Here is a 13,241-nt window from a genome sequence, read left to right as displayed (position 1 = left end):
TCAGGAACTTTTAGGGATACTCTCGCTGGGCAGCGAATTTTGAAAGGATATAACTAAATGATGCAGACGTACAAAAAACTCCAGCCGCCACCATTCAGTGGCGGCTGAAAAAATGATTCTTACAGCTTGTTGACCGGTACTTTCAACATCAAATTACCATCTTTATCTTCTGGTAAATGACCGGCTCGCATATTCACCTGAAGCGATGGAATAATGAGCCTTGGCGCAGCCAAACCAGAGTTAAGCTTATCGCGTAAAGCAACGAACTCTTCACGCGTAGTGTCACCACCAAAATCAACATTCTTGGCTTTTTGCTCAGCAACTGTAGTTTCCCAAGCCACTCCACGACCTTCTCCACCATAGTCGTGGCACATGAACAAACGCATATCATCCGGCATTGCCAAGATCTTCTGGATACTGTCATACAGTACACCTGAATCACCCCCTGGGAAGTCAGTCCGCGCAGAGCCACTATCTGGCATAAACAAGGTATCGCCGGTGAAGGTTGCATTTCCAATCACATGAGCCATGCAGGCTGGCGTGTGACCTGGTGCATAGATTGCAAAGCCTTGCATATTACCGATTTGGTACGTATCGCCATCTTTAAATAACTGATCAAACTGCGAACCGTCGCGTTGAAATTCAGAGCCTTCATTATAGAAAATGCCGAAAGTCTCTTGCACGGTTTGGATATGATCGCCGATGCCGATTTTACCGCCCAGCTTACTTTGAATGTAAGGCGCAGCACTTAAGTGATCCGCATGGACGTGGGTTTCAATAATCCAGTCCAGCGTTAAACCTTCGGCCTCGACCACAGCGATCACCGAATCAGCATGCTCGTAGCTGGTGCGTCCGGCGAAAAAGTTAAAGTTAAGTACACTGTCGATAATGGCGCAATGCTTGCTGGAAGGATCACGAACCAAGTAACAAATCGTACCGGTTTCTTCTTCCAAAAACGCCGTAACCTCTGGAACAGACTGCATATTGACTGGGTAGTCCATGATTCACCTCTCAAAACTTTTATTAGATTTGTACAGTATAGAGCCTTAAAGAAGTACCGTTGGTGACTTAGTCACCAAACTCATGAAGCGGGGCAAATTATATTTTTTCGGAAACCGCAATTAGCTCAGGCCGATCAAGAATAGCCACCTTGCCGCGCGACACTTCCACCAAACCATTTAACTGAAATTGCTTCAAATGCCTTGATACCACTTCGCGAGCAGTACCTAACTCCACCGACAACTTTTGATGCGTCGTGGTAACCACTCCATTCTCATCTGCAAGCTCAAGCAGCTTCTCTGCCAGGCGAGCATCCAAGCGCTTAAAGGCCACCTCACCCACCATCTGAAACAAGTCAGTAATGCGCCGCGAAAAGGCGTAGAGCACAAAGTCACGAAATGAGGACGACTCAGCCAATAGCTTATCGAAGAGCTGCTTTGGAATACTCGCAGCCTGCACCGGCGTTTCAGCAATCCCCTCTGCTGAGTTACCTTGATAGGCAAACAGACAAGCATTAGTCATCACGCAACTTTCACCGGCATGAGCGCGGTAAAGCACGATCTCATGACCCGAGCTGGAGGTTTGCTGCACGCGTACCGTACCCTCAAGCAGAAACAGCAGATTACTGGCCGTTTTTCCAGGTGCGAACACACTGGAGCCCATCGCGATATCGACTAGTTTACTGCCTGCCAATAAGGCTGACTTGGTTGAAGCATCCAGCTGGGAAAGGCCTGGGAAACGCTCAACCCATGCTTCTGGTGGTGTGATATCGATCATGGTCTGTGACGGCATTAACTGTTCTACCAACTTTATAGTTTCAATTTTTGATGAGGTGCAAAGCACTCTACTAATAAACTATCATAAAGCGAAGAAGTTGATGAGGATTTAGCAGCATGACACGAGTACTCCGTGGGTATGGGTTTACCGTCGTCGTAACAACTGGCAACGTGAAGCCTTTGGTGCGGAGTAAAGCTTAGTCTTAGAATCAATTGATCTGGAGCTTCCGGTTACCGATATTTACCGACGCGTCAGGCGTGAAGTTGGCTTGGATATTCCACCTTTATAAACCTCAACGATTAAAGCTATTGCTTAGGCAGAATGTCGTCTGGTTTAAACCATTTTATGCGATGATGCGATTAGATAGCTTATTCGCGTCATAATTAGGCGATTTATGACGCGAATAATTGATATAATCGCGTCATGAACTATATTTGGCAACACTCCAACTGGCCCGACTTCACATATGCTGATAGCGCTATACCTGCAAATCAGCTCTACCACTATGCGCAAAACGCAGGTCGGCTCAGTAATCAACTACAAGGTATTCCAGACGACCAACGCTTGGATGCCTGTATTGATCTCATGGTCAATGAAGCCATTACGACCTCAGCAATTGAAGGTGAACACCTTAACCCTGAAGATGTGCGCTCCTCACTGAGAAACCACCTAGGCTTAAGCCATCCTCCCCTGCATATCCGCGACCCACGTGCACAGGGTATCTCTGCGCTGATGGTGCATAACTTCCAACAAGCAGATCCACAACTGGATGAGGAAACCTTATTTCGCTGGCATCGCATGTTACTGCCAAATACTTATGATGCATGGGGTCACAAGCTGATTGTTGGCGCATGGCGCACTGAAGGTATTGATGTCATCAGCGGGCCATTACACAAACAGAAGATACACTTTTCAGCACCGCCGGCCGCTTCGGTTGCTGAGGAAATGGCGACGTTTTTCCAGTGGTACAACCAAAGCAACCCACAACACAGCTCACCCGAAGCGCTGATACCCGGCCCCATCCGCGCTGCCATCACACACCTTTGGTTTGTCACCATTCACCCGTTTGACGACGGCAATGGACGCATCGCTCGCGCCTTAGCCGATCATGCACTGGCGCAGGATACTCATCAGCCGGTGCTTCACAGTCTGTCGACCGCCATTGAACAGAATAAACAGGCATATTACGACCAGCTGGAGCAGGCACAAAAAGGCAATTTGGATATTGGCGAATGGATCGCATGGTTTGTTGATATCACAGTCCAATCCCTCAAGATCACTCAAGACACCATCGCGTGGACAGTACAGAAAGCAAACTTCCTAAAGACTCACCAAGCTGTGATGAATGAGCGGCAATTGCAGGTCGTGCTAGATCTATTTAGCAACGGTGTAGGCGGCGATCCCCGCTCGGTTAACCGTAATAAGTACGTGAAGCGCGCAAAGTGTTCACCCAGTACCGCGCTGCGCGATTTACAGGACTTGGTCAATAAATCGGTACTGGTGCAACTGCCAGGCGAAGGTCGTAATACGCGTTATGGCTTGAATATCTAGCACACTGCTAGTTGACTCTGAAAGTATCCACATTGAGCATTATCAACGCGTCAGACATGAATTTGATTTAGATATTCCGCCGTTATAAACCGCAACTCACTACGGCTTATGACGCATAACTAACATTGCCCACGTCAACCTGAGAGTTGGCATTAACCGCTCGAATAATGCCAAACAACTCAACCACCTTACCCTCTTCAAAAAAGCCGTAAGCACTTTCACTATGCTGATCGGTAAATGGCGGCTCGAAGATATGCGTCATTTCCAAAACCCCATTAGTGACCAGATAATCAATCACTTGATTAACAAAGTTCATTTGTTCAGCGTTATACGCGCCCTCATCCAAGAAGCTACTAAACGCCTCCTTCGCAGCATTCATATCAAGGCCCACCAACTCACGAATAAACGCACCCAATGGCTTCTCCTGTAAGATCTGCTTACGGTACGCCTCGACATCACTCATACCACTAGCATCTAGCAGCAAACCCTCAAGTACATCCAAATCCGCTTGGGTGATTGGCTTATTTCGCTTCAATTTTTGAATGGTTAACTGATCTTGATGATCTTGGATATACTGCTCTATTTTCTTACGATATTGGGCTAAATCAACACTTGGGCTGCGATAGACCTCAGTCACATCCTGAACACCTTGAACTTCATCCTCAAAGTTAGTGTAAACCACGACCTTATCTTCTTTATCCAAGGCAAACATCAGGTTGCGTAACCGCTTACGCACATCCTCAAGTGTCACCAGATGAATGTCCTGCCAGAACTCCATCGTTTGAATATCTTGAATGAACTGTAGCTGAGCTTGTACCGCTGGCAGGGTCGACTTTCCTTCTAACTGTTGAGCAAACTCCATCACCCGAATACGACTCGCATCTGGAATCATGCCTTTCTCTAATAACGAGAGCTGCATACCAAGCACTAAATTATCAAAGCGATTAGACAAGTGATTATTCTGCTCATCCGCATTAAACGCCTCTGCCTCGGTCGGCAACATCGACACATGGCTTTCCAGCTCAGTAAACTTGGTATCGTCAATCTCGTTCCAGTACTCGCGTTCAAGAAACGGCTCAACTGCTTGCCGCTTAGGTCTGACAATGAAGTTATCCAAATTCATGCCATTCACCAAATGATGCAACATATCCAGCTGGTAGCTATTTAACTTAACAAGACGCTCACAGTCTTCCGAGTGCTCCGCTTGAAACGTTTCATCGGCAAGCTGCTTATTCAACAAAGTACTCAGCTTCACCCGCTTCTCAAATACCTGCTGACTAACAGGCTTGGCCACACCCACTGGCATGCCTTCAGGATTCGCATCGAAGTACTCAAAATTCTGGCAGTAATCGAACACTTTAAATGTCGTCTTATCATCGCCAGGGCCGAATAAATCGGGGCACAGCCGCGTACCGCGTCCAATCATCTGCGTGAACTTAACCTTAGAGCGGATGACCTTATAAAACACCAAGTTCACCACCTCAGGCACATCAACCCCTGTATCCAACATATCTACCGAAATAGCGATTCGACAAGTCGGGTTATTTGGGTCAAACGCTTTGATCTCGTTCTCATCGCCGCCAAACTCATCAATCAAGCTCTGAGCATATTTCTCTTTAAACGTAATCTTCTTCGCTAACTTGCCGGCCCATTTCTTATAATTCTTATCGAACATTTTCTGCAAGAAATCAGCATGGTCATTATTTGCAGCGAAGATAATGGTTTTACCAATGACATCGCCCCCCTCAACGTGAATGCCGCCCTGCTCATCTTTACGCATCAACTGAGCAAACATCTTCTCGGCGGTATCTTCGTTGAACAGAAACTTATTCACTTCTGAAGGCAGAACCTCATCACGGCCTTCAAGCGCTTCTTTCTCCTCCCACTCTTTTTGTTCTTCCTCAGACAGCTCTTTGTACTTAATTCCGTCACGGATGAATTTAGTGGCTACCGAAATCTTAGTCGGAGGTACAAGGAAGTTCTCAGCGTAAGCACTGGCATCCTCATAAGCATACGTCGGCATGCCTTTTTGTAAGTCAAAAATACCGTAAGTATCTTTTTCAACCTCATCTTTTGGCGTCGCCGTTAAGCCCACCAAATAGCCATCAAAATACTCAAAAATTTGACGGTACTTGGAATAAACCGAGCGATGCGCCTCATCGACGATAATCAAATCAAAGTGGCCAATGCCAAAGGGACGCTCGTTAGCACCGCGATCCAGTAAATTCTTCATCGTGGGATACGTCGAAAAGTACAATCGGCTATCGATGTTATCTTTGCTTTGGCCAGCATTAAGAATGGAGCAGCTGACACGTGGCAACAACTTAACGAAGTTCTTCTTCGCTTGAGTTAATAAGGCATTGCGATCAGCCAGGAACAACACGTTCTTTACCCACTCATGCTTGACCATCAAGTCAACCAAACTAATCACCGTCCGCGTTTTACCCGTTCCCGTTGCCATAACCAGCAACGCTTTGCGCTCATGCTCCACTTCAAAGTCTTCAAGTATTTCAGTAATCGCCGTTTTTTGATAATGGCGATTAGTAATGGCATCACTAATCGCTGCGGTCAGCTTTTTCGCATTACCAACGTCATCACTAAAGAACGATACCCGATCCTTACGGCGCTTAATCATCAGCGCCAATTCGACTTTGGTATAAAAGCCCTGAACTGTGCGCGGTGGGTAAAAGTAGTCATCCCAAAGGCGCGTTTCATAGCCATTGGTATAAAAAATCACAGGGCGAACACCACACTGTTTTTCTAAACAATCGGCATAAAGCTTAGCTTGCTGCTGGCCATGCTCAGGGCTCAGATTGGTACGCTTAGCCTCAACCACCGCGAGTGCAGTCCCGTCATCACCCCACAACACATAATCAACAAAGCCATTACCATTTGGGCTGACGGGTGAAACAGGCATCCCTTTTACCGGGTACTCCCTATCGCGCTGATCTTTTAGCAACCAGCCTGATTCATGTAACAACGTGTCAATGAGGTAGTCACGGGTTTCCACCTCATTGTAATCGTGACGGTCAGTCTCTTCGCTGGCTGCTTCCTTAGCCTTTTGAACGGCCTCAAGCAGGATTTGATTAGCCGCTTTTAACGCGTCATTTTCTTTAAGCTGTTGCTGGTATTTTTCATGCTTAACGCGGTCATCATCTTCTAGCTGTTTTTCCAGCTCCTTGATGCGTTTAGCGCTGCTCTGGGCTTGTGCCACCACGGCAGCATCCACCGTAACCTGCTGCGGAATAATATCCGCATTAAACGGCTGCACCACAAACGTACTGCGGTCCAAGTCGGGCATGTAAGTGCGCACAAACCAATACAACACATGATGCAGCTCTTTAACCGCTTGCAAAGCATCGCGCTGCGGTAATGGCGTTTTACCGTGAACCGCCTCATTACCTAACTGGATAATCAGCTTGAGCTTGGGGAATAAATTAGTAGTTAGGTTGAGCTTAAAATCCTTATCATGAATCAACGACATCAAGGTAGTGTCGTGACGAGGACGCTTTAGCCAGTTATCAATATCAAAAACCGTTTCAACCATCAGCTCCAAGGCATTACGCGCATAGAAGCCAGCAATACGCGGATCGCTTTGTATATTCTTCTCAGCCTTGATGGCACGAGACACAATCTCAGCACAGCTTGCCGTAAAAACATTCTGTGCTTCGCCTTGCTTAGCTAAGGCCACATTGAAGAAAGCGAAGTTACTGATCGTTTTTGTTGGCATGATTTCCTTGATTAACTACAAGCCTGATGGTCAGCAATATAGCAGAAAAAATTAACAAACGTGCCATGATTGGTTTTAAAAGCGTGTTCAGGGATTTCTGGCTGGCGCAGCTTAAACAATCTATTTAAAGCTAAATATCACTCAATTCCTGAAGCTTTCAGATCACAGATGCGAATGTACATCGAACCTCTGGGGTCGGCATCCAATAATTGGAAACCCCAGTGGCTATAAAAAGCGCGAATGTCTTCATCTAATGGATGTGTGAGCAACGCAAAGCCACCAATAATGTTTGATGCTTTTACTGCGTAAGAAAAAGCCGCTGCGAGCAAGCTTTTGGAAATACCGGCTCCTTGATAAGTCGTATCAACAGCTAGCTGGGCTAAAAGAATAACCGGAACAGGGTCTGGCATGTTTCTCTGCTTTCCTTTCGGAAGAAAAGCGCGGTGTATTTCGCCGGCTGCTAGCGTAATGTATCCAGCGATTGCGCCATCTTTAGTAATGACATAAGTTCTCGACGCGCCATTATTTTGATTTTTCCATGCATGTCTCTCGAACCAGTTATTTAGGCTTGGTTTGCCGCAATCAAAACTACTACGATCATCTGTTTCAGACAGTAGCCTGATGGAGTTTAGTTCTCCCATGTTGGCTTGAACTGAGACAACTCTTGAACGGCCGGAATAGCTTTAGCTGGAGCAGTAAGCAGAGTCTCAATTTGAGACCATTTGTTTGCTGGAATCTCAATAACTCTTCTATTCATCAGTGTTTCTTCAGCAGCCTCTAATGTTTTGCGGCGCACGAAGTCGCTGAGTTTTACTCTGGCATTTGCTGCTGCTGCTTCGATTAAACCACGCTCATCGTCAGTGACGCGAACGCTTAGGATTGATGTGGCCATAGTCATGTCCGTAAATATTTTGTATGACATTATCATACGACTTAGAATTTAACTTATCAAGGTATGGTGAAACCGATTAGAGACCATTTGCTAACACATGGCTAGGATTCACCGCTTGGTTTATAGTTAATGAAACCACCGGAGGTCAGCAAGCCTTGAAAAGTCACATCACTCGCGAAGAATACTTGGAAATTGATAATTCCTCGGAAGAAAAGCATGAGTTTTATCAAGGTGAGATTTTCGCCATGTCGGGCGGGTCGTTTAATCACTCAGCGATTAGCACCAATATCACCACGACATTACAGAATTTATTAAATAAAACGCCTTGTCGTCCAATGAATAGTGATATGCGCATCACGACGCCCTCAGGTCTGAATACTTATCCTGATATTTCAGTGTTTTGCGGCGACCCTGAATTAACCGATAACAATTGCACTTTACTCAACCCTGCACTGCTAATCGAAGTTTTATCACACAGCACAAAAAACTATGATCGTGGTGATAAGTTTTTGCATTACCGCTCTGTTCCGAGCTTGCAGGATTATCTGTTGGTTGACTTTGAAAGTATCCATATCGAACACTACCAACGCCAAAATAGTAATGAGTGGCTGCTTCAGGAGTACCGTGAGTTAGATGCTTTATTACATCTGAAATCAGTCGATAAAACGGTGGCAGTTGAGAGTATTTATCAGCAAGTCACGTTTTAACAGTGCGTGTTAAAACCAAATAGCCCAATACAGGCAAAAGAAAGGTCACGCAGTGCGTGGCCTTTTCCCGAAGCATATTTTCGTTTCTTTTAGGTGGCTGATTTGTCGAGGTTCAAATCACCTTTAAAGGCTTTTTGCATTAAGGCATTGAAGTTGTTTTGAGCCTCTGCCGCTAGATCAATATTTAATAAAATTTGTTTTTTAATAGCTTCATTTTTATGATCAAATTCTTTTTGTTTTTCTAGACTTATCTTTGGCATCGGTAAGCCCTTGAGTTGAGTGATATTAATAGAAGCCAAGTTTGTTGTTTTCTTAGCGCACTTCATAAAATAGCGCTTAGCAAAAGTAGTCTTCAAGTAACCATTCAACCATTCTGGCGTATAGATGTTACGGTCAAGACGAACCCTAAATATATGGTTTTGATGGATACACCCAATTATCTCCCCATGCCAAATTGCCCCTCGGCCCAGCTTATCGTAGTCCCCACCTTCCGTTAGCAAAACATCGCCAACTTCTAGTTTGTATTTTTCTACGTCTGTTTCTTTGACTTCGACCTCTTTAATTTCATCGAGATTTAAGTAGCCTGCTTGTACATTAGCTACTCTCATGTATGGAGCCATTACTGTTACTTTGTTTTGTAGTTTCTGCCCTTTAGTAACCCCAGAAACCACTTGAGATACTTCTCCCAAAGAGGAGTGAGGAGACTCCAAGCGATCACCAAACATGTCAATAAACACCGATTGAGCGAGGCTATTTAGCTCTTGCTCTATTTGCTGACAATCTTTGCGTAGCTGATCGGCTTTTTCTAAGACGGCTGCAATTTGTTTTTGGGTTTCTAGTGGGGGGAGTGGGATTTGTAAGTTTCTGAGCACATCTAAGGTGATACCTTTGACAGTAGCCCCTTTCCCTTGTTCGATTATCTCTTCAGCTTTAGATTCAATACATCGAAAAAGAAAATCACGATCTACGTTGTTGGCGTCCTTAATTATCAGTGCTTTTAAGTCTTGATTAATCACTAAATCAACAGTGTTTACAGCAATTTTTCCCAGAGCCATACGGGTAGGAATAATCAGATTTCCTTTTGGAATGATTGAAGCTGCTGAGTTATCGATACCTTCCTGAGTGATGTAGCTACTGGCTCCATCTATCGTTGAACTTTTGAAATCTTTAACTGATACCCAAGGAATATCGCCATTCCAATAGGTAGGCTGGGACGTAACCCTTCACGGGGTTGCATTTAGGCCACAATTCGTTATGATTAAACAATGAACAAACTAACTGAGGCGCTTTTCAATCACCAACTGCCCGCGGATCTGGCGGCGTCGCAGCGTCTCAATCGTCAGTTATTGGATTTAGTGACCCAACTGGAACAGCGTGTCGCTGAGCTGGAAGACATCGCAGGCAGCGGGAGTTCTTCCAGAAACTCCTCCAGACCACCGTCCCAGGATTCACCGGAACAACGGGCTAAGCGCGAGAAGAAGCCTAAGAGTCCTCGCAAGCAAGGAGCCCAGCCGGGTCATCAGGGTCATCAACGCGTTCGGGTAGAGCTGTCTGCGACGGATGAGCAAGTTCATTACTACCCAGGCACTCAATGCACCTGTGGTGCGGTGTGTGATGTCGCTCAGGAGCCTTATCAGCGACATCAGGTCTTTGACCTGCCTGAGGTTCGCAGTCAAGTCACTGAACATTGTCTTTATGAGGCAATCTGTCCGGGTTGCCGCAAGCGTCAGGTGGCTCGCTTGCCAGACACGGTTCCCTGTGGGCAAATGGGGCCGGGACTGGTCAGCTGGATTACGCTGATGAATGGCGCTTATGCCTTATCGGTGTCAAACATTCAACGCTTACTGAAAGATCACTGGCAACTCGCCTTCAGTACCGGTGCCGTGAGCCAGGCCACCCGCTCGGTCACGGGATGGTTGCTGCCGCTGTATCAGCAAGTGGGTCAGGCGGTACGGAATTTACCCGTTGCTCATGCGGATGAAACCAGTCATTACCGCAATAATGAGCAGCGTTGGCTTTGGGTGCTGTGTTCCTCGCAAGTCGTCTACTTTCTAACGCATCATTCTCGGGGTAAAGGTGCCGCGAAGGGTTTACTGGATAATTTTGAGGGTATACTGGTCACTGACCAACATGGCGGCTACAACGATTATCCGGTCGAAAAGCGCCAGCTTTGCTGGGCGCATATTATCCGTAAGTTTCGGAAAATATCAGAACGTGTGGGACGGGCCGGGGTGCTGGGGAAACAACTCTGGCGATTATCCCGCTTGATTGTACACTGTCGTAATCGTTGGCGATCGGGCGGCTATTCTGATGCTGGCTACCACACACGAATGCGACGATTCAAACAGGCGATCCATACGCTACTGTGCCTGGGGTGTGAGACCGCGCCCGCTGACCCGTTAAAAAAAGCCAGCAAAACAGCCAATCAGTGCAAACGACTGCTGGCGGATGAATCGATGCTCTGGACGTTTTTGCAGGATCGCGCGATTCCCATGACCAACAATGAAGCAGAACGTGCGATACGTCCTTATGTGATCTGGCGTAAAACCAGTTTCTTCAGTCAGTCTGCCAGAGGAGATCAGTTCCGTCCGGTGATTCTGACTCTGACTGAAACCTGTAAGCGGTTGGGCTTAGGCGTTTATGGACTATTGAGAAAAGTCTGTGAACAAGGCCTGTGTGGTGAGGCTATTACCGTACGGCTACCCTTAGGTCAGCACGCTATATCAGCGTAAGCCCCCCGTGAAGGGTTACGGCTGGGACTTGCTAGGAGTTCCCCCGCCTTTGATATAAACAAGCGAAGACAAAGCAACACAAGGGAAACTCATTTTAGTAATCCTTCTAGCTCAACAACGCCTTTAGCCATTCTAGCCTGCAATGCCTTAATCCGCCCCAAAATCACCGCAGGCTCGTCATACTCAATCTCTTCATGAACCACCTCTTTATAGCGGTTCAAGCTCAAATCAAAGCCATTACCAATAATGTCATCCACTTCCACCATAAAGCTCTGCTCAGTCTTGCCACGCTGGTATTCAGGGCTGTCAGTATTCGGTGTGCCATCATCATTAGTAAGCGATGCAAAGCGTGCTTGTATATCCGCAATGTTACTTTGCTCATGCGTCGGCGTTTCATCGTCTTTGTATAGCTGAGTACGCTTGTCATCTAGCGACATGCCATCCGCCTGCATATCATAAAACCAGACCTTATCCGTGCCGCCGCTATTGGTTTTGGTAAAGATCAAAATAGCGGTACTCACACCGGCATACGGTTTAAACACACCAGAGGGCAGTGAAATAACGGCTTCCAGCTTTTGCTCAGACACGATTTTTTCACGAATGGACTTGTGGGATTTAGTCGAGCCAAACAGTACGCCATCCGGCACGATTACCGCCGCTTTTCCACCGACTTTTAACATGCGGAGGATCAACGCTAAAAACAGTAACTCAGACTTTTCAGTAGGGCCTTTTTTCTTGATCTCGACCTGAATTTCATTACCGTCTTCGTCGAGCTCGGTTTTGTACTTTGGGGCTGTTTTTTTGACAATGGGATTCTTACCCAATGCCCGTAGTAAGTCTGGCGCAACGATCTCAAAGTCTACTGAGCCTTTAAATGGCGGGTTGGCTAAGATCAGGTTATACGCTTCTGAAATATTCTCAGCGCCTTGGTCTTGCAAGCTGTCACGGTAGTGGACACTGGGGTTTTCGATGCCGTGCAGCAACATATTCATCGCACCAATGCGCAGCATGTGCTTGTCAAAATCAAAGCCGGTGAACATGTGATTATTGAAATGTTTACGGTTATCCGGTTTATTCACTTCGCTTTGGTGATGCGTTTCAACATGCTCAATCGCCGCCATCAGAAAGCCACAAGTACCAGATGACGGGTCACAAATAGTGTCGCCAACTTTCGGCTGCATTAGCTCAACCATCATTTTGATAATATTGCGTGGTGTGCGGAACTGACCATTCACACCAGAGTGTTGCAGCTTGCTGAGCAGGTATTCGTAAAGGTCACCCTTGGTGTCTTTATCGTCCATATTGATGGCGCTGAGTAGCTGCACCACCTGATCAAGCAGCTTGGGCGACGGAATCATGAAAATGGCATCTTTCATGTGTTCAGCAAAGCTGCCTTTGTCTTGCAACGTTTTGATTTTTGGGAATACTTTAAACTGGACAATCTCCATCATTGTATTGGGATCTTTGTCTTTAAAGTTATTCCAGCGCAGCGCTTGTTCGTCAGGGCCAAACGTTGGGTTGGTCAGTGGCACGCCGGTAGCTTGCGAGCGGCGCTCGGCGGTGCGCTGTAGCTCATCTAAACGGCGAATGAAGAGCAAATAAGAGATTTGTTCGATAACCGAAATGGGGTTAGCGACGCCTCCTGTCCAAAACATTTCCCATACTTGATCGACTTGATTACGAATTTTGCCTGTTAACATGAAGACTCTCTTGTTTTATCGAATTTCTAGGACCCTAGCTGCCGCAATATATCAGACAACGTGATGCATAGTGATACGAATAATGAGCTTAGGCAGGCGAATACAGGTACAATGCTGATCGGTAAATGGCGGCTCGAAGATATGCGTCATTTC

Annotated in this window: 9 protein-coding genes and 1 pseudogene; 3 read left to right on the top strand and 7 right to left on the bottom strand. The window is 46.4% G+C overall.

The genetic code is table 11. The features are described 5' to 3' along the window. Window positions 1–119: 119 nt before the first annotated feature. Together LEUMU_RS0106645 and LEUMU_RS0106640 are read right to left on the bottom strand one after the other, a co-directional pair. The gene (locus LEUMU_RS0106645) at window positions 120–1,001 is read right to left on the bottom strand and encodes an MBL fold metallo-hydrolase (RefSeq protein WP_022951497.1); all 882 of its coding nucleotides are present in this window, start codon (window positions 999–1,001) and stop codon (window positions 120–122) included. 97 nt (window positions 1,002–1,098) lie between these two features. Further along, window positions 1,099–1,791, bottom strand: coding sequence for a Crp/Fnr family transcriptional regulator (locus LEUMU_RS0106640; protein ID WP_022951496.1), 693 nt, complete (start codon window positions 1,789–1,791; stop codon window positions 1,099–1,101). A 408-nt stretch (window positions 1,792–2,199) separates the two neighbouring features. On the opposite strand from LEUMU_RS0106640, the gene LEUMU_RS0106635 reads away from it, so the two are divergent. Next, window positions 2,200–3,327: a Fic family protein gene (locus tag LEUMU_RS0106635; RefSeq protein ID WP_022951495.1), complete on the top strand. Its 1,128-nt coding sequence runs from the start codon at window positions 2,200–2,202 to the stop codon at window positions 3,325–3,327. 106 nt (window positions 3,328–3,433) lie between these two features. On the opposite strand, the gene LEUMU_RS0106630 is transcribed toward LEUMU_RS0106635, so the two are convergent. The 3 genes from LEUMU_RS0106630 to LEUMU_RS0106620 form a co-directional block, all read right to left on the bottom strand. Continuing rightward, window positions 3,434–7,057 (bottom strand): DEAD/DEAH box helicase family protein, encoded by a 3,624-nt coding sequence (locus LEUMU_RS0106630; RefSeq protein WP_022951494.1) that lies wholly within the window; start codon window positions 7,055–7,057, stop codon window positions 3,434–3,436. Window positions 7,058–7,194: 137 nt separating this feature from the next. Continuing rightward, window positions 7,195–7,698, bottom strand: coding sequence for a GNAT family N-acetyltransferase (locus LEUMU_RS0106625; RefSeq protein WP_022951493.1), 504 nt, complete (start codon window positions 7,696–7,698; stop codon window positions 7,195–7,197). After that, window positions 7,686–7,949 (bottom strand): type II toxin-antitoxin system TacA family antitoxin, encoded by a 264-nt coding sequence (locus tag LEUMU_RS0106620; protein ID WP_022951492.1) that lies wholly within the window; start codon window positions 7,947–7,949, stop codon window positions 7,686–7,688. The genes LEUMU_RS0106625 and LEUMU_RS0106620 overlap by 13 nt, the downstream gene beginning before the upstream one ends. 155 nt (window positions 7,950–8,104) lie before the next feature. Between LEUMU_RS0106620 and LEUMU_RS0106615 the strand changes: the two genes are divergently transcribed. Beyond that, on the top strand, window positions 8,105–8,656 hold the full coding sequence (locus LEUMU_RS0106615; protein WP_022951491.1) for a Uma2 family endonuclease: 552 nt from the start codon (window positions 8,105–8,107) through the stop codon (window positions 8,654–8,656). 89 nt (window positions 8,657–8,745) lie between these two features. Here the strand turns inward: LEUMU_RS0106615 and LEUMU_RS0106610 are convergent. Further along, window positions 8,746–9,849, bottom strand: a pseudogene (locus LEUMU_RS0106610) (restriction endonuclease subunit S); the annotation flags it as partial. Window positions 9,850–9,921: 72 nt separating this feature from the next. On the opposite strand from LEUMU_RS0106610, the gene tnpC reads away from it, so the two are divergent. Then, window positions 9,922–11,388 carry an IS66 family transposase gene (gene tnpC / locus LEUMU_RS24985; protein WP_022950222.1) on the top strand — a complete coding sequence of 489 codons (1,467 nt, stop codon included), beginning with the start codon at window positions 9,922–9,924 and terminating at the stop codon, window positions 11,386–11,388. Window positions 11,389–11,477: 89 nt separating this feature from the next. Here tnpC and LEUMU_RS0106600 read toward each other — a convergent pair whose 3' ends face one another. Beyond that, window positions 11,478–13,088, bottom strand: a complete 1,611-nt coding sequence (locus LEUMU_RS0106600) for a type I restriction-modification system subunit M (RefSeq protein WP_022951489.1) — start codon at window positions 13,086–13,088, stop codon at window positions 11,478–11,480. Window positions 13,089–13,241 lie beyond the last annotated feature (153 nt).

Origin of the sequence: Leucothrix mucor DSM 2157, assembly GCF_000419525.1 — a bacterium.
GTDB classification, from domain to species: domain Bacteria; phylum Pseudomonadota; class Gammaproteobacteria; order Thiotrichales; family Thiotrichaceae; genus Leucothrix; species Leucothrix mucor.
The sequence above is the reverse complement of the archived record's forward strand: the minus strand, read 5'-3'. Positions and strand labels throughout refer to the sequence as shown.